Source organism: Mesobacillus campisalis, assembly GCF_000986785.1.
Taxonomy (GTDB): Bacteria; Bacillota; Bacilli; order Bacillales; family Cytobacillaceae; genus Mesobacillus_B; species Mesobacillus_B campisalis.
Map to the genome: position 1 here is coordinate 213,882 of NZ_LAYY01000003.1, position 24,701 is coordinate 238,582.

Below are 24,701 nucleotides of genomic sequence, written 5' to 3' on the forward strand. Positions count from 1 at the left end.
GCCTGAATCGGCAGAGGCCGATTCGCATGGCTGTCCATTATCGGTCTTCGTGGTCTCCGTCCTCAATGACGTCTGCGAGCCTGTTGGAGAACTGCTCTGCTGCATTGACACCCATGCGCTTCAGGCGGAAATTCATGGCCGCCACTTCGATGATGACAGCAAGATTTCGTCCGGGACGTACCGGTACCGTCAGCCTGGTCACATCCGTGTCGATGATTTTCATTTTCTCTTCTTCAAGGCCCAGACGGTCATACTGCTTTTTCTGGTCCCAAATCTCGAGGTCAATGATCAGCGAGATTCTTTTATGGGTACGGACGGCACCGGCTCCGAACAAAGTCATCACATTGATGATTCCCAGGCCGCGAATTTCCAGGAGATGTTCAATCAATTCAGGGGATGTGCCAACAAGTGTATCCTGGTCCTCCTGGCGGATTTCCACGCAATCATCGGCAACTAGGCGATGACCGCGTTTGACAAGCTCCAATGCGGTTTCACTTTTACCAACGCCGCTTTTTCCTGTGATGAGGACGCCGACGCCATAAATATCAACCAGCACCCCGTGGACGGCCGTCGTCGGTGCCAGTTTGCTCTCAAGATAATTGGTAAGATGACTTGAAAGCCTTGTTGTCTTTCTAGCCGATTTGATGAGAGGGACCGATTCGCGCTCGGCGGCTTCAATCAGCTCGGGCGGCACTTCCATATCCCTCGTCACGATGATGCAGGGAGTCAGATCGGTGCACAGCTTTTCCAGACGCTCTTTCCGGTCTTTATCACTTAATCTCTCCATGAAAGACAACTCTGTTTTCCCTAGCAGCTGTACACGTTCTGCCGGGTAGTATTCAAAATATCCGGCCATTTCAAGTGCAGGCCGGGAGATGTCGCTTGTCGTAATCGGGCGGTTTACTCCTTCTTCTCCACTGATGAGTTCCAGGTCAAACTTGTTGATTAGGTCTATCGTACGAACTTTTGGCAAAGAGGAACCCTCCTTCTATTTATCAAATAAAAAAATCAATACTTTATATTTTAGCACTATTTTTTGCAGAACAAAATGAGGGCAGCTCCAAAAGGTGGAGATTCTTTTTAAGAGAATGAAGAAATTGGGGCATTTTTCATGACCGTTTCGAGCCAGGGAAGCCCTTTTCCTGAAAAACAAGTGTCAGCTACGTCCTCTTTGCGCCAGGATTCATATAATAAGAGTGCAGGGCAATTAATCTGGAAGGAGGGGTTTAATATTGCAAATCATGCTTGATGCGGGGCATGGCTACAATACACCTGGCAAGCGCAGTCCGGACGGCTTGAGGGAATACGAATTTAACCGGGCGGTCGCCAGCCATGCCAGGAACCTGCTAGGAAACTACCGAAATGTGACCGTCCATTTCGCTCATTCCGACGAGCGGGATGTCCCCTTGCAGGAGAGAACCAGCAGGGCAAATTCCCTGAATGTGGATGTTTACGTATCGATTCACGCGAACGCCTTTGGCAGCGGCGGATGGAACAATGTGGGCGGCATCGAGACGTTCGTGCATCCCTCAAGGCCTTCAATCGCGTACCAGTTGGCACGGAAAATACAAAGGAACCTTACCGCTGCTACTGGACTAGCCGACCGCGGGGTGAAAACCGCTGATTTCCACGTCCTCCGGGAGACAAGGATGGATGCTGTTTTGGCAGAATGCGGCTTTATGACCAACCGGAACGAAGCCCGGCTAATAAGTACGGATACGTATAGAAGAACCGTTGCCGAAGCAATAGTGAAGGCTCTTGCCGACCAGTTCAGCCTTGTGAAAACAGATGGAACCGCCCCGGCTCCTTCTTCATCTCCATCTCCACCGGCACCTGGAGGCTTGTATAAAGTGCAGACCGGAGCTTTCGGGGAGAGGAAAAACGCGGACCAGCTTGCCAATCAATTGCGCCAGGATGGCTATGAAGCCTTTGTGAATGCAAGTTCTGCTGATGGATTGTTCAGGGTCCAGGCAGGTGCATTCAGTGAAAAACAGCGGGCCGATGCCCTTGCCGCCCAGCTCCGCCAGGACGGCTACAGTACGTATGTGTATCGCGAATAGATAAAAAACTGGACTAATAAGGTCCAGTTTTTCTTTTGGTATAGAAATGCAATGATTTCGTTTTGCCTAAAGTTCTTTGGAGGAAAACGGCAAAAACAATTTGATTCCCCTTCTGTTAAACGGAAGGATTTTCATGTCAGCAAGCAGGTGGGAGGCATAGCCCGCCACAGCGGCCTCGAACACCCCGGCAAAGCCGATGCTCTGCTCAAACTGGTAGGCAATCACACCGAAAAAGACAGCCCCGATTAGTGAATGTGTGTAGCTCCGGTGCGGTACAAACGAGGCGATGATGATAAAGACCCCTAAGAGCACCAGCCACGATTCCTGCAGGGCAAGCCCCCCGGCCAATACGCCTGCACCCGTGACCGTGAGCATCCGCCTCTGGGTAATCAACCCCGAGAGGAAGAAAACTCCGGCCCCAACTGCAATCCCCAGCCATCTTTCATTGCCTGTCCCTTCAAAAAAGCTGTAGAGCATCATTAAAAAGGCAATCAGCTGTGCAGTGTATTTAATCGTTTTATGAGAGAAAGTAATCCTGTTTGATAGCTTTCCATCAATATCAATGTCAGGCATCAGCCCTGACACCGTCCCCACTGCCACAAGCAAAGCTGTGCCCGCAGGATCCGCCTGGTAGGAGTTGGCTGCCACAAAGCCAATCCCTGCTCCAATTAACATATGTCCTGTTCCATTCATGCTGTCCACCCCGTGAAAAAGTCATCCTTCCCATTATACAGAGAAACAGGCCAGCTGTGGTGAGACTTCAGAACCAGCTTGCCAGAAAATAAGGGCACTTTATCACATTAACACACAAAACGGTGCCTGACCCCCGCCGCGTTAATGCAGGAAAGCCTGGCACCGTTTTTTCTTTTATTCTTTGTTTAGGAGCGTTTTCTGGATGATCATATTGGCAACAGACATGATCAGCGATGTCAGCAATGCCATTCCGAAGCCCGAGACTTCAAAAGATGACCCCATCAGGCTGTCAGTCAGCATGATTGTTACGCCATTGATGACAAACAAAAACAATCCCAATGTCAGCAGGGTGATTGGCAATGTCAGGATGACAAGGATGGGACGGACAAGGATATTTAAAATGGAGAGCAGGAAACTCGCCCCCAACGCTGCTCCAAAACCGGCCACGTACACCGCCTCCTTAAAATAGCCGGCAATGGCCATGAAAAGGACGGCATTGATGACGATCCCGATCAGCCACCTCATTTGGCTGGACGAAGCGCGATGGCACCGGTTTTGCTGTCAGCATATACCCTGAGAGGGCTGTAGCTTTCACCTTTCGGCTTAAAACGGAGCGATTTTTGCACCATTTCGCTTTTCTCCTCAATAATATCAAGCCCATCAAGGCCGAGTTTAAAGCTTCCCAGATTTGACTTCAGCTCCCCGCTGGCGGCGATGCCTGCCGGAACATATAGGTCAATGCTGCCAGTCGCCGTCTTGGCCTCCAGCAGCTCGCAATCCTCATTTGTTGCCTTGCAGGTGATACTTCCATTGAAGGACTGCAGCTCGGCATGGCGCAGGGAACCGTCTACCCTGAGGGCTCCGTTGATCGTTTCCGCCTCCAGCTCGTAGATATGGCTTTCTGCCACGGTAATCGGGCCGTTAGCCGTCTCCGTTTCAAGCTTTTTGCAGATCAGATTGGCAAAGCTCACCTTGCCATTGGCCGTCTTGGCTTTGAAATCCTTCACCGTCAGGTTCTCCGCTGAAATCGGTCCATTGAAAAGCCGTATCCTTGCGGTTTCATAATCGGAGCGAGGAATATGAACGGTGGCCTCCACTTTCATCCATTTCTGCTGGACGGAAAACCGCAGTTTTTGTCCTTCGATTGCAAAGATGGCGTCTTCAAGCAATTTCCGGCGTGCCTCATCCTGGCTCTCAACCCGGTAGACTTTGGCTGAGCACTCAATCCGGACCTCCGATTCTTCCCACGGAACAATTTTCACCGAGCCATTGGCCACATCGATATCAAGCTGGTTCAAGTAAGCACCGCCCTGCTGGAAAATATGGGTGATATCCACCGATTGGCCAAAGTTGAAATCAAGGTCGAAATCCTTGATTTTCTTAAAAGCCGAATCCACAAAATCCACAACCTTATCCATTGCGGAATGCAGCTTATGGCCCGACGAGTCCTCCTTAAAAGACCCCTGCGCCTTGGCCCCTTCATCTTTCACGGTAGTCGACAGCTCTGTCAGCAAAGCCTCTTTCTTTTCTTCCATGTTTTTCTCTTTCTTATCAAGCTCTTCAATCAGGAGCAAGGCCTCATCCACACTCAGCTTTCCTTCTTCGACCATGGCCAAAATCCTCTTGCGCTCTTCCTTCATAACAATACCTCCTCGCATTTTCATTGTATTCCCTAATCTATATCTTAAAACCAGGTGCTTTTTTTCCTGCAAAACCCCTCACCTTTTTATACGGATTAAACAAAGTGAGAGTTTCACTTAATTATATTTTCAGGGAAAGGTCCTGCATACAAAAAGCGCTGCCGAATCCAATTTCGGCAGCGCTCATGTTTTTAGGAGCTGCTGTAGCTTTCTTCCCTTTCGCTGACCAGCTGCTGCATGCGAAGCCGATCTCGTTCGAGGATAGGCTTCAGGTATTTGCCTGTATACGATTCCGGAACCTCGGCAACCTGTTCAGGGGTGCCCGCCGCAACAATCGTGCCGCCTTTGTCCCCGCCTTCAGGGCCAAGGTCGACTATATGGTCCGCGGCCTTGATGACATCGAGGTTGTGCTCAATCACCAGCACAGTGTCGCCATTTTCGACAAGCCGCTGAAGCACCACCAGCAGACGGGCAATATCATCGACATGCAAGCCGGTTGTCGGTTCATCAAGGATATAGAGCGTTTTTCCCGTGGATCGGCGGTGCAGCTCGGAAGCAAGCTTGACCCGCTGCGCTTCCCCGCCGGACAGGGTTGTTGCCGGCTGGCCGAGGGTGATATAGCCGAGGCCGACATCCGCGATCGTCTGAAGCTTCCTCCTGATTTTCGGGATATTGCTGAAATATTCGAGGGCATCCTCAACTGTCATATCCAAAACATCAGATATGTTCTTGCCTTTGTATTTCACTTCAAGTGTCTCGCGGTTATAGCGTTTCCCATGGCAAACTTCGCAAGGTACGTAGACATCTGGAAGGAAATGCATTTCGATTTTGATGATTCCGTCGCCGCGGCAGGCTTCACAGCGTCCGCCTTTCACATTGAAGCTGAAACGGCCCTTTTTATAGCCGCGCACTTTCGCTTCATTGGTAGCAGCGAACACATCGCGGATATCATCGAACACCCCTGTATAGGTGGCCGGATTAGACCTTGGCGTGCGCCCGATTGGCGACTGGTCGATATCGATGATCTTGTCGAGATGCTCGGCTCCTTTAATTTCCTTATGTTCGCCCGGCCTGCTCTTGGCCCGGTGAAGCTTCATGGCCAGCGACTTATGGAGAATCTCATTGATCAGCGTACTTTTTCCTGATCCGGAAACGCCTGTTACCGCAATGAACGTTCCGAGCGGAAACTTGGCATTGGTGCCTTTCAGGTTATTCTCCTTCGCACCCTTGATTTCAATGAAGCGTCCGTCCGGTTTCCTCCGTTCAATTGGAAGCGGAATGAACTTTTTGCCGGAAAGATACTGGCCTGTCAGCGAAGCTGGGTCGTCCATGACCTCTTCCGGTCTTCCGGCAGAAATGATTTCCCCGCCGTGGACCCCTGCCCCAGGGCCAATGTCAATCAGATAATCCGCAGCTAGCATTGTATCTTCATCATGTTCGACAACGATGAGAGTGTTGCCGATATCGCGCATGTTCTTCAGCGTTTCGATCAGCCTGTCATTGTCACGCTGATGCAGGCCGATGGAAGGTTCGTCGAGAATGTAAAGGACCCCTGTCAGCCTGGAGCCGATCTGGGTGGCGAGCCTGATCCGCTGGGCCTCACCACCCGACAAAGTCCCTGCCGCGCGGCTAAGCGTCAGGTAATCAAGGCCGACGTTGACCAAAAAGCCAAGCCGCTCCTTAATCTCCCTGAAAATAAGGTTGGCAATCTTCATCTCTTTTTCCGAAAGCTTCAGGGTATCGAAAAAGTGATAGGCCTCTTCGACCGAAAGCTCGGTTACCTGGCCAATATGGCGGTCCGACACCAATACTGACAGGGTCTCCCGCTTGAGGCGGTATCCTTTGCATGTAGGACAGTGATGCTCGCCCATGTATTTTTCCATTTGTTCACGGATATAGTCGGAGCCTGTTTCTTTATAGCGCCGTTCCACATTGCGAAGAACTCCCTCAAACTGGATGTAGTTCTCCCTGATCTGGCCAAAATCATTCTGGTACCTGAAATAGATCCGGTCACTGGCGGATCCATAAAGGATTTTATCAAGCTGGTCCTTTGGCAGGTCCTTCACCGGCACATCCATGTCGATTCCGTAATGGCTGCATACCGCCTCAAGAAGCTGCGGATAATATTGGGAGCTGACAGGCTCCCAAGGTGCAATCGCATTTTTCTTCAGGCTCAGGTCCTTGTTGGGAATAACAAGGTCCGCATCAACTTCCAGCTTGACGCCCAGGCCGTCGCAATCGGGACAGGCGCCAAACGGGCTGTTGAACGAAAACATTCGCGGCTCAAGCTCACCGATGGAAAAACCGCACACCGGACAGGCGTGGTTTTCGCTGAACATCAGCTCTTCTCCGTCTATCACATCGACGATGACTTTCCCTTCGCCAAGCCTCAAGGCTGTTTCAAGGGAATCGGCCACACGGGCGGCAGCCCCTTCCTTGACAACAATCCGGTCGACAACTACCTCTATGCTGTGCTTCTTGTTTTTTTCCAGTTCAATGTCTTCCTCGAGGTCACGCATTTCCCCATCTATGCGTACACGGACAAACCCCTGCTTTTTGATATCTTCCAGCGGCTTGACATGCATCCCTTTTCTGCCGGAGACAATTGGCGCCAGGATTTGCATTTTTGTCCGCTCGGGGAACTCCATGATCCGGTCGACCATCTGCTCGATCGTCTGTGAGGAGATTTCAATTTTATGAACCGGACAGACTGGCCTTCCGACTCTCGCAAACAAAAGCCGCAGATAATCATAGATTTCCGTAACAGTACCCACGGTGGAGCGAGGATTCCGGCTTGTGGTTTTCTGATCGATCGAGATGGCCGGAGACAGTCCCTCGATTGAATCCACATCGGGTTTGTCCATCTGCCCAAGAAACTGGCGGGCATAGGCGGATAGCGACTCCACATAGCGGCGCTGCCCCTCGGCATAGATGGTATCAAAAGCCAACGAGGACTTCCCCGAACCGGAAAGCCCCGTCAGCACAACAAGCTTGTCTCTCGGAATGGTGACATCGATATTTTTTAAATTATGGGCTCTTGCCCCACTAATAATTAATTTATCCATGGTTATAATTCTGTCATCCTTCCGCTTTTAACTCTAAAATTAAATCACGCAGCTCGGCGGCACGTTCGAAATTGAGGGCTTTGGCTGCGTCCTTCATTTCTTTTTCCATATTGGCGATCACTTCTTCGCGTTCCTTCTTCGTCAGCTTTTTCAAACCTTCCGCCGGAGAGTAGGCCTCCTGCTCTTCGGCAGCCATGGTTGCACGAATGACATCGCGGATTTCCTTCTGGATGGTTTGCGGTGTGATCCCGTGCTTCTCGTTATGCTCTTTCTGAATGGCACGGCGGCGCTTGGTTTCGGCAATCGCCATCTCCATTGAATTCGTCATCCGGTCGGCGTACATGATGACATGGCCGTTCGCATTCCGCGCCGCCCGGCCGATCGTCTGGATCAGCGAGCGTTCGGAACGGAGAAAGCCCTCTTTGTCGGCATCCAAAATCGTAACAAGGGAAACCTCGGGAATATCAAGGCCTTCCCTCAGGAGGTTGATGCCGACAAGCACATCATATTTGCCAAGCCGCAATTCACGGATGATTTCAATCCGTTCCAGCGTTTTGACTTCCGAATGCAAATACTGGACCTTAATGCCAATCTCTTTTAAATAGTCGGTCAGGTCCTCTGACATTTTCTTCGTCAGTGTGGTCACCAGTACACGTTCGTTTCGCTTGATCCGCTCCTGAATTTCGCCAATGAGGTCATCAATCTGACCCTCAATCGGCCGGACATCAATCGTAGGGTCAAGCAGGCCGGTTGGACGGATGATTTGTTCAATCATCTTCGGCGTATGTTCAATCTCATAAGGGCCAGGCGTTGCCGAAACGTAAATGGCCGAACTGATGTGCTTTTCAAATTCATCGAATGTCAGCGGCCTGTTGTCCATCGCTGAAGGCAGGCGGAAGCCATGCTCGACAAGGACGTTTTTCCGTGCCTGGTCACCATTATACATTCCCCTGATTTGCGGAAGCGTAACATGCGACTCGTCAATCACGAGCAGAAAATCTTCCGGGAAATAGTCAAGCAACGTATAAGGTGTGGAGCCCGGCGGCCGGAGTGTCAGATGGCGGGAATAGTTCTCGATTCCCGAGCAAAAGCCCATCTCCCTCATCATTTCAAGGTCATAGCGTGTCCGCTGTTCAAGGCGCTGCGCTTCAAGCAGCTTATCATTGGCCCGAAGCTCATCAAGCCGTTCTTCCAGCTCTTTTTCGATGTTTTCAATCGCCACTCTCATCTTCTCTTCCCGCGTCACGAAGTGGGATGCCGGGAAGATCGCCACATGGTCGCGCTCACCGATGATTTCACCGGTAAGGGCATCCACCTCGCGGATCCGGTCAATTTCATCGCCGAAAAACTCAATTCGCATGCAATGCTCATCCCGCGAGACCGGGAAGATCTCGACTACATCGCCCCGTACCCTGAAGGTACCTCGCTTAAAGTCGATATCATTCCGTTCGTACTGGACATCGACAAGGCGGTGCAGAAGCTTGTTCCGCTCGATCTCCATGCCTGTCCTTAATGATACGACCATGTCCCGGTATTCCTCTGGCGAACCGAGGCCGTAGATGCAGCTGACACTGGCGATGATGATGACGTCCTTGCGCTCAAACAAGGAAGATGTCGCCGAGTGTCGAAGCTTATCGATTTCATCATTGATGCTGGCATCCTTCTCAATGAAAGTGTCCGTTTGCGGCACGTATGCTTCCGGCTGGTAGTAATCGTAATAACTGACAAAATACTCTACAGCATTGTTCGGGAAAAATTCCTTGAACTCGCTGTAGAGCTGCCCTGCCAGTGTTTTATTATGGGCAATCACCAATGTCGGCTTGTTTATTTCTTTGATTACGTTGGAAACGGTGAAGGTTTTTCCGGTTCCCGTTGCCCCAAGCAGCGTCTGGTGCCGCTTGTTTTCCTTTAACCCCTGGACCAGCTGCCTGATCGCTTCGGGCTGGTCTCCCTGAGGGGAATATTTTGAGACTAATTCAAACTGGTCCATAACCAAAAAGCCCCCTGTAAAAGTTCAATTTATATCAGTCAGCATGCTGCGATGATGACGGAGGTGAAAATTCCATATCTCCATTCTACCACAAAGCTGCCAAAACAAACCAACAGGAAGCAAACAAGCGTTCTAGTTTTTTCGACATGTTTTTATGTACGGAGGAATTCCCTGCTTTCATACCGCCTGGCCAAAATAAAAAGAACCGTGCTGGAATTCCAGCACGGTCATGCCTTTTTGCGGTTTCGCTGCACCATTCTGTTTGCGAAGTAGAAGCCGGCGGTGAGGGAAAGGGCATCCACCACAATCAGCAGCGTAGTATCCGTATAGCCTTTATAAACAGAAGCGGCAATCAAGGCCACCGTCAAGATCAGTCCAAGGTAGTGGTTATAAGCGACCCTTGTAAAAAAAACAACCATCGCTCCCGGAAGCAAAAGCGCTACGATATATTTCATGACCAACTAATTACACCTCTCCGGACATCCTGATTGGCAAAAAGAAACACCTGGATGTCTTCGCTCCCTTTTAGCATAGCGGTTTTCCTTTTTTCAGACAAGCAGGAATTCCTGGCTGCAGAGTTGTGTTTATATTTTTTCATAGCAGACCGAGGCAGTGACTCCGGCGGTCAGAATGGCAATTGAGGAAAAAAGGAAGCTTTGGGCTCCCAGCGCCTGGTAACCCACCAATACGATTAGGCCGTCCACGAGAAAAATCAGCGTACCCAGGTTCAGGGAAGAAGCCTTTGAAAGAATATACGCCAGCAAATCAGTGCCCCCCGTGCTTGTCTCATAGCGGAGCATTAAACCAATCCCGCTTCCAATGATAAATCCCCCCAGAATCGAACTCCACCAGATGGGGAGCTGGAATTGATCCTGGAGCGGTGCCAGCCAATCAATAAAAAAGGAGGTGGCAATCAATCCCTGGATGCTGCTGAAAAAATAATTCCTTTCCTTGAAGTAGGCGTATACGGCAAGCGGAAGGCTAAGAAGAACAACCCACAAACCTGTCTGGAAGTGGAAATAGTAATGAAGAATAAGGGCAATCCCCACTGCCCCTCCGTCCAGCAGACGATGGGGAACCAAAAAACCATTGATTCCAGCCCCCACTAGAAAACTTCCAATCAACACAGCAGCCAACCTGATAATCGCCCACCCCACTTCCTGTCTACACCATATTTATGGTCCCTGTCCCGAAAATATGCGTAAAAAGGGGTCAGGCACCCTGCAGTACTGTACAGTACTGCAGGGTGCCTGACCCCAATTGAGCTTTTATTGGTTTTCCTTGTAAAATTGCTCGAGGGCCACAATGGCGCTTCCCATCCGTTCCTGCCCGGGAACAACCACTCTTTCCACGCCTGCATCCCGCAGCGCGGCGGCGGTCACCTTGCCAACCGCGACGGCGACGACCTTGCCGGCAAAAGCCTCAATCAGCTTGTCCAGGAGGCCTTTTTCCTTTCCATGGGCAAACAGGAAACGGACTTGCGGAGTGCTTGTAAAATTAACAGCATCGACATCGCCGTTGATGATGTCCTGAAGAAGCTGCTCCAGCACTTCCGTCTCTGGAGGGATATGATGATAAGGAAGGATTTCCTTGGATTCCGCTCCTTCCCCCTCAAGAAACTGAATCAGCTGGGGAGCCGGGTCCCCATGCAGCTGCAGAGCCACCTTTGCATCCCGAAAAGAGTGGGCCTTCATGGACCGCAGCAATCCTGCCATGCTGCCATCATCGTCCCTTACAACCGGAACAAGTCCAAGATTCTTCAGCGCCTGGACGGTCTTGTAGCCCCTCGCAGCAACCTTCGCCTGCCGGAGCGCAGCCGCAAAGCCTTCCTGCAGACCGAGGTTTCCAGCGTGTTTATGTAAGGTTTCTGTTCCAATGCCCGTTGTAAAAATGAACCAATCGTACTTGCCCTCCACCAGCTCCCGAATATCTTCTTCCAGTGAAGAATCATCAAGGAAGACAGTCCCCTGAGCGGGACGGAGCACTGGAATCCCGCCAAGGTTGGCGATGATCTTGCTGATTTCCTCTGTCTTGCGTGAGCCTGCAAGGGCAATTCTTTTCCCCGCTAATCTTTCCAACAGCTTCTCCCTCCTGATCTACCGTATATTCCAAGTCATCAGGGCCTAGACAAACCACCAGACGTAGGCCGCCACTGCAACCAGCGACAAAATGATGACCACTGCGTAAATCATCGTCAAATTCATCGTATTGCGCCTTGCCGCCTCCTGGTATCCTTCATCGCCTTTCCCTACCAGCAAAAAAGTCAGTACAGCTGATACGGCAAGGATGAGGATAACAAGCAGGATTGAAAAACTCATTTCCAGCTTCCCCCTTCATCTTTAATAATCTAGTCTCTATTAGTAAGCGACCCTAAAAGCTTATATGGCAGAGCGCTCTGCTGGCCGAGGACCAATTCATCCTCAAGCCTTCCTTTTTCCTTGTAAACTCCCATTTCATTGTTCAGCTTTTCCATTTTTACATCCAGTTCGGCTGCGGAGGTTGCGGCCTCTTTCAGTTCCTTCAGCAAATGGTCCGGCACCTCCTTATTGTATTTGTAAAATATTTTATGTTCCAGGCTGGCCCAGAAATCCATCGCAATCGTGCGTATCTGGATCTCAACAGGAATCCGTTCTTCACGATCCGACATAAAAATCGGGATTTCAATAATCAAATGAAGGCTTCGGTAGCCATTTGGCTTGGGCTTTTTTATGTAGTCCTTGCTTTCGATCACCGTGATATCCTTTTGCCCTTTCAGCATATCACAAATTTTATAAATATCGGTTATAAACGAGCAGGTGATCCGGATGCCGGCAATATCCTTGATGTTTTCCTTGATGGATGGCAAGGACAGCTCAAGGTTTTTCCGATATACCTTGTCAAGGATGCTTTCCGGTGTTTTCACCCGGTATTTAACATGTTCAATCGGATTGTAATCGTGAATATACTGAAACTCTTCTTTCAAAATATTTATCTTTGTGTTCATTTCATCCAGTGCGAATTTATACGCCATCATGAACCGGGTTAATTCGGCTTTTAGCGTTCTTAGTTCATTTAAAGTAAAATCACCAATCATGGGTTGACCTCATTCCCTGTAAAAATTGCCTTGCCGCCTTCTCTTCCTATTATATACTTTCTTAAAACCAAAGAATAATGCGAAGAACAGGAGAACGAGGATTCCCAGCACATACTCGTCGAATTCAGCAGATAATAATCCTGCCGGGATAAGCGCCAAGACGAAAAAGTAGAGGAAGTTTCCAAATATCGTGGCAAACAAAAAGTGGTTGAAGCGGACCGAACTCAGCCCCGCAAGAATGTTCACCAGGCTGGTAGGGACAAAAGGAAAAATCCTTGCCTGAAAAACATAGGCAAACCCCTCGCGCTCCAGCCTGGCAACAAGGTCGGAGTTGAACTTCTCGTTAAGCCAATTCTGGAAAAGGTATTTGACACTGAGATAAATGACAATAGACGCGAAGATGCTGGTCAGCCAGCTCCAGATAAAACCATCCACAAAGCCGAAGAGGGTGATATTGACCGTAATCACGAGCAGCAGCGGGATGACCGTAAACGCATTTTGGATGACCATGATGAGGAGCATGAACAAATACGTGTAGCCTTCATTTCCTTTAAGGGAAGAACGGATGCCTTCAAGATCGCCAGACAGGAACAGAGAGAACACATCCTTCGTAAAAGCATACAAAAGACTGCCCAAGGCCAAAATCAGCAGCATAAACAGGATTTTCCTATTGAATTTCTTCGTTAATTTTGGCCTATCCATTTTTCTTCACCAACCTGTTTCCCTTAATAATAGACATTTTTGCTTCTGTTATAGTACGCACGGGAAGCTGCAAAGTTCCGTCCTGGAGGGTATTCCCATACCAAAGACCCATAAAACCAAGAACGGTTCCCTTATCAGGAACCGTTCTTGGTTTTATGGGAAGCAGCCAAGGAAGTGCTCCTTGACCATTTGTGTTTCTTTTACTTTCCAGTTTCCCCAAATGTCTTGATGCGGTCCCCGATTTCATCGCGCACTCGCTGGAAGAACGCCCATTTTTCTTCCTCGGTTCCTTCTGCCTTGGCGGGGTCGTCAAATCCCCAGTGCTCGCGTTTCACATGTGGAGGAGTGACCGGGCAATGGTCAGCAGCATGTCCGCAAAGAGTGACAACCAAATCGGCATTGTTCAGGATATCCGGGTCTATCACATCAGAAGTCTGATTTGAAATATCAATACCCGCTTCCTTCATCGCCTTTACGGCATTAGGGTTTAACCCATGGGCTTCAAGCCCGGCACTTTTGATCTCCCATTCGTCACCAAGATGGTGTTTTGCCCACCCTTCGGCCATTTGGCTGCGGCAAGAGTTTCCTGTGCAAAGAAAATAAAGTGTTTTTTTAGACATGATGCATTTCTCCTTTTTTAGAAAGATTTTATGAGATGATTAACAACCAGGCATAGAGACCCACCAATGTGATAAAGAGGGTCGGAATCGTCAGGACAATCCCTGTTTTAAAATACGTCCCCCATGAAATCTTCACGCCTTTCAAACTCAGCACATGAAGCCAGAGCAGGGTGGCGAGCGATCCGATTGGAGTAATTTTAGGGCCTAGGTCGGACCCGATTACATTGGCATAAATCAGGGCTTCCCTAATCACGCCGCTTGTATTCGTATCGGCTATCGCAAGGGCGTCAATCATGACGGTCGGCATGTTGTTCATCACCGAGGAAAGGATGGCGGCAATAAAGCCCATTCCAATCGTGGCGGCAAAAAGTCCCTGGTCCGCTGCCACCTGGATGACGTCGGATAAAACATTGGTCAATCCTGCATTCCTAAGTCCATATACCACGACATACATGCCGATGGAGAAGAACACGATCGCCCATGGTGCCCCTTTAATGACCGTGGAAATGTGGACCGCCGGACTTTTTCTCGCCATCATCAGGAAGAAGATCGCGACAATCCCAGCGATGAAGGATACCGGGATCCCGATGAATTCACTGGAAAAGTACCCCACCAGGAGAACTCCAAGGACGACCCAGGATAACCGGAACATCTTGTGGTCACGAATCGCTTCTTTCGGCTTTTTCAGCTGGGTCATGTCATAGTTCTTCGGTATGCTCTTACGGAAGAACAGATACAGCACCAGAATGCTGGCTGCCAATGAAAAGAAGTTCGGGACAATCATCCTCGAGGCGTACTCGACAAATCCGATTCCGAAGAAGTCCGCCGATACAATGTTCACCAGGTTGCTTACCACTAGCGGAAGCGAGGTGGTGTCCGCAATAAAACCGCTGGCCATGATGAACGGGAAAACCATTTTCTCATTGAAGTTCAAGTTGCGAACCATGGCGAGCACGATAGGCGTCAGAATCAGCGCCGCTCCGTCGTTTGCAAAAAATGCCGCAACGATTGCCCCCAGAATGGAAACGTAGATAAACATCCTGACGCCGTTTCCTTTGGCGGCTCTTGCCATATGGAGGGCGGACCATTCAAAGAAGCCAATTTCATCTAAAATCAAAGAGATGATGATGATAGCAACAAAAGCGAGTGTCGCATTCCACACAATGGAGGTTACATCCATCACATCCTGAAAATTTACGACCCCGACCAGCAAGGCCAATATGGCACCGCCGCATGCGGACCAGCCAATGGATAACCCCTTAGGCTGCCAGATAACCAGCACCAGGGTCAGTAAAAAGATGGCCGAAGCCAATAAAACCTGTGTCATTCTCTATTCCCCCTGTACTTAACAACAAGAAATCCTTAATCCTTGTTCCTCTAATTCTTTTAGCTTGTAATCCTGGTTTGGAAGATGCTGAAGGATGTCCTGGACCATTGGATAATAGTCGCTCTCTTTTTTAAGGGAGTAGAACACCCATTGTCCTTTCCGTTCCTCCCCCACGAGGCCGGCGTCCCTTAATTTCCGGACATGCTGGCTGATCGCCGGCTGGCTCATCTTGAAGATTTCCACGAATTCACAGACACAGCAATCATGGTTCTCCAGGATCTTAACCATTGTGAGACGTGTTTTATCTCCCAAGAGCTTAAGAATTAAAGCGGCTTTATCCATTTCAATTTTTAATGTATCCATAAAAAGCCCCTGCCTTTCGAAATGAATATGCATTTTCGTTTTCTTTGCATGAAGTTCTTCGCCCGCAAATTCACTGTCATTTATTGCATAGTTCTTTCCTTAATTTTATCAACGAATTCCATTATATAATTATATGCTTATATGTCAATAGATTGGCTGCTATGCCGAAACGCGAAAAAACCAGGGATTTATCAGGTTTCCCCAATAAATCCCTGGTTTCTCAATACCTTTGAAACATGAAAGCAAGTTGGATCGCATTACTTCAATATACATCACATTAAACAGCTGCGCTGTCCCACTTTTTTTCATCCTGGACAAAAAGGATGCCGAGCTGATGGTGGTCACCTTCATACAAGGCACGCTGCACAAACCGTACCTGTCCGTTTGTATCCAGTACTTCGAGCTTGCAGTGGGCAGCATTCCGCTGGATGGCTTCGTAAAAGCTGTTTTCATCATTGATGGATGTCCCGTTTACCTTGGTCACCAATTCCCCTACCTGAAGGCCCATTTTCGCAGCCGGGGATTCAGGAATGACGCCAAGAATCATCACGCCCTGATTTTGTTTGGAAAAGTAGACTGGCAGATTGTCATCATGCAGCCTTAATGCGAGGACAATGATTTCGCGGCCAAGGACCGCGGCGGCAACAGCTGCAATCGCAGCAAGCGGGTACCAATAGCTGGCGATGGCCACACTAAGAGCGAGCACGCCCAGCGCAGTTACACGCCCGCCATGAAGCTGGACCGCTTCCTTTGGGAGCATTCCCCGAATCTCCTGGCGGAATCCTGCAGCAAATGGCACCAGCAGGATCGAGTATAGATTGTCTCCAATCCCAAAGACCGGCCACCAGCTCCATATGTGCTGAATGGCATCCCCTGGAACGAGCAGGAAGACCGGAAGCATCCACAGACGGTTTGCTTCATGAACTCCAACCGTCTGTCCCCGTTTTGATTTCACCAGCTTAGGCGATGTGCCTTTGCTGCCGTTTTTCCTGATTAAAATACCTTCTGCGATCAGGAGCAGCCCCATCAGGATCGCGACCGATGGATATATTTTGTGCTCAAGGCTTGCCACATAATCACCTGTGAGCGGCAGGTTCCAGTCTTGCCCTGCTATAAAAATTAGGACGAAAAACGCTGAACCTACGGTATAGGCAGGTGAAAGAAAACGAACCTTCATTGTAATGCCCAACAGCAAGGTAAATACCCCAATCAACCCAACAGCTGCGATTGGAATTACCAGGCCTGCCCCTAGCGTAACGACAGACAGCACCAGGCCGATCAGCAGTCCGGCTGGCACCAGCTGCCGGATTTCAAAAAATGCATCCTGAGCGCGGACATGGAAATTCTTCCGTTCCCGCTTTACCCGCGATATGCCTAAATAGGCGGCTAAAAAAAATAAATAATAGAACATAGGGTGAAGGAATAGCTTTCCTGTACCCTTAAGAAGTTCCAACAGTATCTCTATCACCCATTGTCACCAGCCTTTATGTATAGAATGTCAGTTATATCCTATTTTAACAAAACTCCGTGTTAAAACATATTACTAGTTTTGGAAATTACTATAAGCAAAAGAAACAGCCTATCCGGCTGTTCCAAAGGTTTATTTTGCCAGCAGCTTCAGGGCATGCTGCAGCTGGGCGTCATTTTCTTCACGTTTCATTTCCTGCCGCGCTGTTTCTTCGAGGGCGGCTGCCGTTTTCGCATCAATGATGCCTGTTACCTTCATTCCATTTTTACGCTGGAAGGCCTTTACTGCCATCTCTGTCTGGTCATTGAAATAGCCGTCAGTGCGGCCCGGTGCGTACCCGATTCCTTCAAGGATTTCCTGGGCGTTCTTTACCTGCTCGCTGTTCATGTCGCGCTTGAGCGGCTCCTCCGCTTGAATCGGATGGGTATCGAAAAGCTTCGGCTGCTGGACAGGCAATGTCGGCTCGATTCCGGTTTTATGGATCCAGTTTCCGTCCGGGGTCAGCCATTTGAACAGAGTCAATTTGATGTTGCTGCCATCGCCCATCGGCACCGGCTGCTGGACGGTCCCCTTGCCAAAGGTTTTCTCGCCGACCACAGGGTACCCTCCCGCCTCCTTTAAGGCGCCTGCAAGGATTTCCGATGCCGATGCACTGCCTTTGTCGGTCAGCACCGCGATTGGATATTCTTTTGCCTTCTTTAGGGTCGAGAAATAACGGGTTTTCTCGCCGCTCCGCTGTTCAATTTGATAGAGCGGCTTTTTCTCGGTGACCAGCTCTTTTAAAATTTCCTCAACACTGTCAAGCAGCCCTCCCGGATTTCCACGGACATCGATAATCAAGCCTGACATCCCTTGCTTTTCAAGCGAGCCAAGCTCATTTTTAAATTCCTTGGCGGTTTCCTGCGAAAACGAGGTGATTTCGAGGTATCCAATCTTCTCCCCATTCAGATTCTTCATATCGCTGTATACCGTAATTTGCGGAATTTCATCACGGATGATTTTCACTTTGATTGGTTCTTTCAAACCGGAACGCATGATTTCAAGCTCGACCGCCGTTCCTTTTTCTCCCTTGATCCTTAAGGTTGCTTCGTATAGATCAAGCCCTTCAACACTTTCACCATCTACTTTCAGGATCTGGTCATTCGGTTTAAGGCCAGCCTTTTCGGCAGGCGACTCCTTAAACGGCGCGACAATAATGACTTTATTCCCAACCATGCTCACTTCAGCGCCAATTCCTTCAAAGGAAGATTCCAGGGTTTCGTTGAACTGCCTGGCCGTTTCGGCATCCATATAAACAGAATAAGGATCGCCAAGTTTATTGAGCATGCCCTGGATGGCCCCTTCCACGAGTTCTTCCTTCTTTACTTCCTCTACATAACTGCTGAGGATAAGGCTGTAGGCTTGGCCTACCTTTTCCAGTCCTTCAGCGGACTGTACTCCCTGGCGGCCAGTATCAAAACCCGCTTCCGGGCCGCTGCCCCCATTCGCACTGGCCCACTGCATCCCCGCAAATGCTCCGGCTGCTCCCAGCAGCATGGATACCGCCATCAGCAGTACTATCCATCTACGCTTCATTTTTGTCCTCCTCGCCACTCTTCCCTGTCTTTTTACTTGGACTTGTCTTCCATTATATGACACGGGCGGACAGGTTATGAAGGTTTATTTCAGTGAGGCGGCAGCAAGGAACACCTTTAATAGACAGCATTGCGGGACATACTAGTCAAAAGGTGAAAAGGAGGATTAGAGATGCCCAGAAGAAAAAGGCGCCCGCTTGTGCCTGAGGCCCGCGGAGCTCTTGACCAGCTAAAGGCAGATGTGATGAGGAACCAGGGGTATACTGTGGACAGCAAGGACCCCGACAATGTAAAGTACGAAGTGGCCAGGGAAAACCATGTGCCTTTGCAGCAAGGCTATAATGGCAGGCTGACATCCCATGAAGCGGGAAAAGTAGGCGGCACAATTGGCGGAAACATGGTCAAGGAAATGATCCGCATGGCTCAGGAGCAGATGAAAAAGCAATAAAAAAGGGCATGCTCCAAGGCGTGCCCTTTTTAACGGGAACAAATAGTGTCCAGGCAGAAGAGCTTGCCCCTGCATAAAGTAGTATAAGCACAGCTACTATTCTTATGGAGGTGGGAACTTGGACCTGCTGGATTTTTTAAATGAAAACTATTATATGCTTGTGCCTGCATTATGGGTTATTGGATATGCCCTGAAGCAAACTCCTAAAATCCCCGACTGGAGCATTATCTGGATTCTTCTCTCCGTTTCAATTGGGTTCGGGACGTATGCTTTCGGCTTTTCGATAACAGGTGTCATCAATGGAATCATTGCCGCAGGCGTAGCGATTCTCGGCCACCAAATGTACAAGCAGACAATGGGGGCCAAAAGAAATAGGAACTAGCCAAAATAATAGGGGACTATTTTAATAGATTGTTAGTTTGGATCCTAAAAAACCGGGAAATAAAAAAGAGAGACAAAAGTCTCTCTTTTCTTTATGGCAAATAAGGCATTGGATTCACAGCATTCCCTTTTGAGGCTGTCCAAGGACCTTTATGAAGTTCAAAATGCAAGTGCTGGCCGTACGATTGGCCTGTGTTGCCCATTGTTCCAATGCGCTGGCCTTTGCTGACAACGGAACCTACGCCAACCGCTCTTGAGCTTAAATGGGCATAAACGGTTGTATAGACTTGTCCATTGATGGAGTGGGAAATATAAATAACATTTCCATATGAACTTGAGTAATCGGAACGGCTGACTACACCACCTGCTGCCGCTACGATAGGCACATTAGGCCCAGGCTGGGCAATGTCGATTCCATAATGCTGACCCAAAGAGCGTGATCCGAATCCTGAAGATACACGGCCGGCTGCAGGCCAGGTAAAGGCACTGTTGGACACGGCAGGTTTCTTAGCTGGTGCTGGTGCTGGCTTAGGAGCCGGAGCACTGGCTGCGGATACTGCGTTATTGCTGTTATTGTTGCTCTTGGCAGCTGAAGCTGCTGCTTTTTGTCGTTCTGCTTCTGCTTGACGAGCTTCCTCTGCTCTTCTCGCTTCTTCAGCAGCCCTGATGGCTTCCTGCCTCTTTTCTTCAGCGATGCGAGCTTCCTCAAGCTGGATTGCTTTCTGGATAGCAGCTTGCTGATTTGCAAGGAACTCTGCTTTTACTTCATCTTCTGTTACAGCTGCATGGAACTCTTCTTCTTCTTTCTTCAAAGACTTCATAAGTTTATTCTTTTCGGCAATTTGGCCGTCCAGCTGCTTCTTAAGCTGTTCAAGCTCAGCCTTCATTTTCTCCAGGGATGAAAGCTTAGCTTCAACTTCCTTCTTTTTGGCTTCCAGCTCATCCTTGTCTTTTTGATGCTGCTCCAAAAGCTCCTTATCAGCATTTGCAATTGTGGCTACTGCACCCATGCGGTCGACAAAATCGCTGAAGCTTTGTGCTCCAAGCAGGACATCGATGTAGCTGACAGCACCGCCGCTCAGCTGCAAGGACCGTGCCCTGTCTTTCAGCAGTTCGTTCCGCTTTTCAATGCGGTCTTCAAGGACAACGATATCCTTTTTCAGCTGTTCAATTTCTTCCTGTGTGCGCTTGATTTCAGCATTCTTTTCTTCCAGCTTGTTTTGGACATCTTCCATCGCCATGTCCAGACGCTTTATTTCTGCCTGAACGTCCTGCTGTTCATTTTGGAGTTCGCTGATTTTCGATTTTTTTTGATTGATTTCATTATTTATGCCAGAGCGCTCCTGGTCGATGCGCTGCTGTTCGTTTTTCAAATCGTTTAGGCTGTTGGCACTAACATGGTCTGCAAAATTTGGACTGAGCAAAGAGCCCAGACTTAAAGTACTGACTACAGCTAGTGAGAGTATCTGTTTTTTCACTAGATTAATACCCCTCTCAAGTTTTGATAGTTTCGTAACTTCTGTCTCTCTCTGTTTCGTCAAAATGGTAGATTTGCTATGTAAGAGAAGGCCCTAGCCCTTCCCTTTACACTTTCAGGAACTTTCGGACGGACATGAGGCTTCCCCAGATCCCGATTGCCGCCCCCATCAACAACAGGATGGCTGATAACTGGTAAACAAACGGGTTGAATTCGATCAACTTAATAAAATGGTTGGCGGCCAGCTTTCCCTGAAGGAAATCAAACAGGTAATAATAGGCTGTTGCCAGGATACTGATTGGAACGATGGCGCCGAAAACGCCAAGCCATAGCCCCTCAAGGAAGAATGGCCATCTGATGAACGAGTTGGTCGCACCAACAAGGCGCATGATTTCAATTTCCTTGCGCCGGGCCATGATCGTGATTTTAATCGTATTGGAAATCAGGAACATAGCGGTGAACAAGAGGCCGATGATCAGCACCAAGCCGACATTCCTGCTCACATTTATGAAATTAAACAGTGATTCCACTGTACCTTGTCCGTATTTGACACTGAAAACGAAATTGAAGTCTTCAATCTGCTTAGCAACTCTTATCGTATCGGTAGGATTTTTCGTCTTTAGGACGAAGACATCATTTAACGGATTTTCCTGTTCAACAAGCTTCAACGCCTCTCCCTCTTCGCCAAAGCTTGCAATCAGGCTGCTGAGCTCTTCTTCTTTAGGAGAATAGTCAATGCTTTTGACTTCGGCAATGCCGGCGATCTGCTGTTCCAATGTCTGTTTGTCCTTTTCATTGGCAGCAGGGTCGATATGGACGCGAATTTCGACATCTTCCTCAATCGACGTCGCCACACTATTCAAATTCATCATAATGACGAAAAAGACACCGACTAGAAGCAGGGTCACGGTGACCGACGAGATGGACGCAAGCGTCATCCAGCCGTTGCGGCCCAGGCTCTTGAAGCTTTCTCTAAGATGGCGGCGGAAGGTTCTAGCTTTCATAGCCGTAACCACCCTTCTGTTCGTCACGGACGATTTTCCCGCTCTCGATGGCAATAACCCGATGCGTCAAGTTGTTGACGATATCCTTGTTATGAGTGGCCATCACCACGGTCGTCCCTCTAAGATTGATTTCCTCAAAAATCTTCATGATTCCCCATGAAGTTTCCGGATCCAGGTTCCCGGTCGGCTCATCGGCAATCACCACTTTAGGCGAGTTGACAATCGAACGGGCAATTGCAACACGCTGCTGCTCCCCTCCGGAAAGCTCAGTCGGAAGCATCCTTGCCTTGTGCTTCAATCCGACCAGTTCGAGGGTTTCCATCACTCGCTTCTTGATTACATTCGGTTGTTCTTCGACCACTTCCATCGCAAATGCAACATTTTCATAAACGGTAAGGGTCTCAAGCAGTTTAAAATCCTGGAATACCATGCCAATGTTGCGGCGCAGCAATGGGACTTTGCTATTTTTTAATTTCGAGAGATTAATATTGTTTACGGTAATCGTTCCTTTTGTCGGCTTTTCTTCACGGTACATCATCTTGATAAAAGTAGATTTACCCGCGCCGCTCGGTCCAACCACGTAAACAAATTCTCCTTGATCTATGAAAACATTGATCCCGTTGGCGGCTGTTACGCCGTTCGGGTATGTTTTGTATACTTCCTTCATTTCAATCATGTTTGAATCACCTTAGGTTGTTTTTTATCCTCTGGCTAACTTTCGACATTTTTTGTAACAGGAACATTATATCATCTGGATATCGCAAAAAAACCCTAAAAAATATTACATTTTGTTTTCAAACCTCTTTTTTTAGCCAATTTCACCCATTTAATTCTATTTTTCTCCTATGTTATATATTGTCAGTCGGCTGGAACGCCGCAGAGTCACTGCTCTGTCAATAGGTAGAATGTTCAGTTTTATTTCACTGATGTTACAAGGCGTTAAGGGAATTTAGTGTCGAAATTGTTAAATTTTCATTTTGGTTGAGTTTTCGGGTAAAAAAACGCACCAAAAAAAGCTTGCGGATAAACCACAAGCCTTTTGCTGTCGCATTTATTTTTTCCCTGCAAGCCACTCAGCTACAGCTGTTGCCTCTTCGCCCTTCAGCAATTCCTTAGGCATGGCACCCTGCCCGTTAAGGATGATGCCCTCAATTTCTTCCTGTGAATATTTAGAACCAATGTTCGCCAATGCCGGGCCAGCTCCGCCTTGCAGATCACCGCCATGGCAGCCTGAACATTTTTGCGTATAAAGCTTTTCGGGATCTCCGGCACCTGCGCTATCGCTGCCTGTTCCGCCGCCCGCTTCATCGCCGCCGCCACCGCAGGCTGCAAGCGCAAGGGAGGCTCCAAATAATAAAGCCAATAATTTCTTGTTCACCTTAACTCCCCCTTAGAAAATTTTGCATACGCTTCTATCATATACCAATGTCATGCTCTTTTAAAACCTTCCCCCAGCACCTCGGAGGCATCGGTAACAATAATAAAGGCTGCGGGGTCAATGTTTTTCACAACTTGTTTCAATTTTGTGAACTCCGTTTGGTCCACTACACACATCAAAACCGGTCGTTCTTCATCGGTATAGCCGCCATATGCTGATAGTTTTGTCATACCCCGGTCGATTTTATTCAAAATCGCTTCCCTCACTTCTTCCTGGCGTGAGGTGATGACAAGCGTCATCTTGGAACGTCCTATTCCCACCTGGACCATATCAATTGTCTTGCTTGTCACATACAGCCCGATCAGCGCATAAAGGCCGCGCTCAATATCAAACACAGTTGCGGCGGCAAGGACGATCAACCCGTCAATTAACGCCACACAGGCACCGAGAGAGAATCCTGTGTATTTATTGATGATCTGCGCAGCCAAATCCGTCCCGCCCGTGGAGGCCTTGCCACGGAACACAATCCCGAGGCCCAGACCGACACAAATTCCTCCAAACAGCGAGCCAAGCAGCGGGTCGAGCGTCCACGGCGCCCAATCCTTTGTCAAAAAGACGATAAAAGGAAGAAAGATGGTGCCGACCAGTGTTTTGGCTCCAAATTGCCTGCCCAGCAGGATGACTCCAGCGACAAACAGCGGTATGTTGAATGACCATTGGACATACGCAGGCTCCCAGCCAAGGACGCTGGCCAGAATGATGCTTATCCCGCTGACTCCCCCGGAAGCAATCTGGTTTGGCAGCAAAAATTGATTGAAAGCAATGGCCACAATCGCCGACCCAACCAGGACATAAACATATTCAATTAACTTTTCAAGCTTTGGATTCACTACAGCATTTCTCTGTCTCTTCATATTATTCCCCTTCGTGTTTTTTTCCAGCAGTGAGTATAGCATGAGAGCCTTTTGCTGTAAACGCCATCCATCTGCTGTGGTAAAGGGTAAAAGGTTTTTGGGATTAGTTTGCTGATTTTGGTCAGAAGCTATTCTAGAGATTGTGGCGTGGTTTGCAGGGGAGGTTGGGGGGATGGACGACCGTTTTCTGCTCAATCTCAGGTTTCAGGGCCTCCATCAGGGCGATGGATGACCATTTTCTGCTCAATCGCAGGGTTTCGGGCCTCCATCAGGGCGATGGACGACCGTTTATTGCTCAATCTCAGGTTTCAGGGCCTCCATCAGGGCGATGGACGACCGTTTATTGCTCAATCTCAATTTTCAGGGCCTCCATCAGGGCGATGGACGACCGTTTATTGCTCAATCTCAGGTTTCAGGGCCTCCATCAGGGCGATGGACGACCGTTTATTGCTCAATCTCAATTTTCCGGGCCTCCATCAGGGCGATGGACGACCGTTTTCTTCTCAATCGCCGTTTTTCGGGCC

26 protein-coding genes are annotated in these 24,701 nt (G+C 48.9%); 4 read left to right on the forward strand and 22 right to left on the reverse strand.

The features are described from left to right. Window positions 1–37: 37 nt before the first annotated feature. Window positions 38–973, reverse strand: a complete 936-nt coding sequence (gene hprK / locus WQ57_RS04260) for an HPr(Ser) kinase/phosphatase (protein WP_046522476.1) — start codon at window positions 971–973, stop codon at window positions 38–40. A gap of 268 nt (window positions 974–1,241) precedes the next feature. On the opposite strand from hprK, the gene WQ57_RS04265 reads away from it, so the two are divergent. Beyond that, window positions 1,242–2,060, forward strand: a complete 819-nt coding sequence (locus tag WQ57_RS04265; protein WP_241481476.1) for an N-acetylmuramoyl-L-alanine amidase — start codon at window positions 1,242–1,244, stop codon at window positions 2,058–2,060. A 66-nt stretch (window positions 2,061–2,126) separates the two neighbouring features. On the opposite strand, the gene WQ57_RS04270 is transcribed toward WQ57_RS04265, so the two are convergent. From WQ57_RS04270 to WQ57_RS04350, 16 genes are all read right to left on the reverse strand, one after another. Further along, window positions 2,127–2,753, reverse strand: a complete 627-nt coding sequence (locus tag WQ57_RS04270) for a metal-dependent hydrolase (protein ID WP_046522478.1) — start codon at window positions 2,751–2,753, stop codon at window positions 2,127–2,129. Window positions 2,754–2,927: 174 nt separating this feature from the next. Next, the gene (locus WQ57_RS04275; protein ID WP_046522479.1) at window positions 2,928–3,278 is read right to left on the reverse strand and encodes a phage holin family protein; all 351 of its coding nucleotides are present in this window, start codon (window positions 3,276–3,278) and stop codon (window positions 2,928–2,930) included. Beyond that, on the reverse strand, window positions 3,275–4,393 hold the full coding sequence (locus WQ57_RS04280; RefSeq protein WP_046522480.1) for a DUF4097 family beta strand repeat-containing protein: 1,119 nt from the start codon (window positions 4,391–4,393) through the stop codon (window positions 3,275–3,277). The genes WQ57_RS04275 and WQ57_RS04280 overlap by 4 nt, the downstream gene beginning before the upstream one ends. A gap of 191 nt (window positions 4,394–4,584) precedes the next feature. Beyond that, a complete protein-coding gene (uvrA, locus tag WQ57_RS04285; RefSeq protein WP_420912371.1) occupies window positions 4,585–7,458 on the reverse strand; it encodes an excinuclease ABC subunit UvrA in 2,874 nt (957 codons plus the stop codon). A 13-nt stretch (window positions 7,459–7,471) separates the two neighbouring features. Next, window positions 7,472–9,448: an excinuclease ABC subunit UvrB gene (gene uvrB / locus WQ57_RS04290; protein WP_046522482.1), complete on the reverse strand. Its 1,977-nt coding sequence runs from the start codon at window positions 9,446–9,448 to the stop codon at window positions 7,472–7,474. 227 nt (window positions 9,449–9,675) lie between these two features. Continuing rightward, on the reverse strand, window positions 9,676–9,909 hold the full coding sequence (locus WQ57_RS04295; protein WP_046522483.1) for a CsbA family protein: 234 nt from the start codon (window positions 9,907–9,909) through the stop codon (window positions 9,676–9,678). A gap of 123 nt (window positions 9,910–10,032) precedes the next feature. Next, window positions 10,033–10,605 carry a YitT family protein gene (locus WQ57_RS04300; protein ID WP_156183047.1) on the reverse strand — a complete coding sequence of 191 codons (573 nt, stop codon included), beginning with the start codon at window positions 10,603–10,605 and terminating at the stop codon, window positions 10,033–10,035. A 111-nt stretch (window positions 10,606–10,716) separates the two neighbouring features. Continuing rightward, the gene (locus WQ57_RS04305; protein WP_046522484.1) at window positions 10,717–11,526 is read right to left on the reverse strand and encodes a uroporphyrinogen-III synthase; all 810 of its coding nucleotides are present in this window, start codon (window positions 11,524–11,526) and stop codon (window positions 10,717–10,719) included. Window positions 11,527–11,571: 45 nt separating this feature from the next. Continuing rightward, entirely contained in the window at window positions 11,572–11,766 is a 195-nt protein-coding gene (locus WQ57_RS04310) for a hypothetical protein (protein ID WP_046522485.1), read from the reverse strand. A 29-nt stretch (window positions 11,767–11,795) separates the two neighbouring features. Continuing rightward, a complete protein-coding gene (locus WQ57_RS04315) occupies window positions 11,796–12,521 on the reverse strand; it encodes a GTP pyrophosphokinase (protein ID WP_046522486.1) in 726 nt (241 codons plus the stop codon). Window positions 12,522–12,530: 9 nt separating this feature from the next. Next, window positions 12,531–13,223 (reverse strand): TVP38/TMEM64 family protein, encoded by a 693-nt coding sequence (locus tag WQ57_RS04320; RefSeq protein WP_052948637.1) that lies wholly within the window; start codon window positions 13,221–13,223, stop codon window positions 12,531–12,533. A 200-nt stretch (window positions 13,224–13,423) separates the two neighbouring features. Continuing rightward, on the reverse strand, window positions 13,424–13,843 hold the full coding sequence (gene arsC, locus WQ57_RS04330) for an arsenate reductase (thioredoxin) (RefSeq protein WP_046522488.1): 420 nt from the start codon (window positions 13,841–13,843) through the stop codon (window positions 13,424–13,426). A 28-nt stretch (window positions 13,844–13,871) separates the two neighbouring features. Next, a complete protein-coding gene (locus tag WQ57_RS04335; protein ID WP_046522489.1) occupies window positions 13,872–15,170 on the reverse strand; it encodes an arsenical efflux pump membrane protein ArsB in 1,299 nt (432 codons plus the stop codon). Window positions 15,171–15,188: 18 nt separating this feature from the next. Continuing rightward, window positions 15,189–15,533 carry an ArsR/SmtB family transcription factor gene (locus WQ57_RS04340; protein ID WP_046522526.1) on the reverse strand — a complete coding sequence of 115 codons (345 nt, stop codon included), beginning with the start codon at window positions 15,531–15,533 and terminating at the stop codon, window positions 15,189–15,191. A 277-nt stretch (window positions 15,534–15,810) separates the two neighbouring features. After that, entirely contained in the window at window positions 15,811–16,944 is a 1,134-nt protein-coding gene (locus tag WQ57_RS04345; RefSeq protein ID WP_046522527.1) for a PDZ domain-containing protein, read from the reverse strand. Window positions 16,945–17,133: 189 nt separating this feature from the next. Continuing rightward, a complete protein-coding gene (locus WQ57_RS04350; RefSeq protein ID WP_046522490.1) occupies window positions 17,134–18,576 on the reverse strand; it encodes a S41 family peptidase in 1,443 nt (480 codons plus the stop codon). Between the two features lie 171 nt (window positions 18,577–18,747). Between WQ57_RS04350 and WQ57_RS04355 the strand changes: the two genes are divergently transcribed. Together WQ57_RS04355 and WQ57_RS04360 are read left to right on the forward strand one after the other, a co-directional pair. Next, a complete protein-coding gene (locus tag WQ57_RS04355) occupies window positions 18,748–19,023 on the forward strand; it encodes an alpha/beta-type small acid-soluble spore protein (protein WP_046522491.1) in 276 nt (91 codons plus the stop codon). Window positions 19,024–19,141: 118 nt separating this feature from the next. Then, window positions 19,142–19,405: a phage holin family protein gene (locus tag WQ57_RS04360; protein ID WP_046522492.1), complete on the forward strand. Its 264-nt coding sequence runs from the start codon at window positions 19,142–19,144 to the stop codon at window positions 19,403–19,405. Between the two features lie 91 nt (window positions 19,406–19,496). Here WQ57_RS04360 and WQ57_RS04365 read toward each other — a convergent pair whose 3' ends face one another. The 5 genes from WQ57_RS04365 to WQ57_RS04385 form a co-directional block, all read right to left on the reverse strand. Continuing rightward, on the reverse strand, window positions 19,497–20,882 hold the full coding sequence (locus tag WQ57_RS04365) for a murein hydrolase activator EnvC family protein (protein ID WP_046522493.1): 1,386 nt from the start codon (window positions 20,880–20,882) through the stop codon (window positions 19,497–19,499). Window positions 20,883–20,988: 106 nt separating this feature from the next. Next, window positions 20,989–21,885 carry a permease-like cell division protein FtsX gene (ftsX, locus tag WQ57_RS04370; RefSeq protein ID WP_046522494.1) on the reverse strand — a complete coding sequence of 299 codons (897 nt, stop codon included), beginning with the start codon at window positions 21,883–21,885 and terminating at the stop codon, window positions 20,989–20,991. After that, a complete protein-coding gene (gene ftsE, locus WQ57_RS04375; RefSeq protein ID WP_046522495.1) occupies window positions 21,875–22,561 on the reverse strand; it encodes a cell division ATP-binding protein FtsE in 687 nt (228 codons plus the stop codon). The genes ftsX and ftsE overlap by 11 nt, the downstream gene beginning before the upstream one ends. A 375-nt stretch (window positions 22,562–22,936) precedes the next feature. Beyond that, window positions 22,937–23,263, reverse strand: coding sequence for a cytochrome c551 (gene cccB, locus WQ57_RS04380; protein WP_046522496.1), 327 nt, complete (start codon window positions 23,261–23,263; stop codon window positions 22,937–22,939). 50 nt (window positions 23,264–23,313) lie between these two features. Next, window positions 23,314–24,177: a YitT family protein gene (locus tag WQ57_RS04385; protein ID WP_046522497.1), complete on the reverse strand. Its 864-nt coding sequence runs from the start codon at window positions 24,175–24,177 to the stop codon at window positions 23,314–23,316. Window positions 24,178–24,453: 276 nt separating this feature from the next. On the opposite strand from WQ57_RS04385, the gene WQ57_RS27110 reads away from it, so the two are divergent. Further along, the coding region (locus WQ57_RS27110) for a hypothetical protein (RefSeq protein WP_206540548.1) at window positions 24,454–24,701 on the forward strand (248 nt) is incomplete at its 3' end.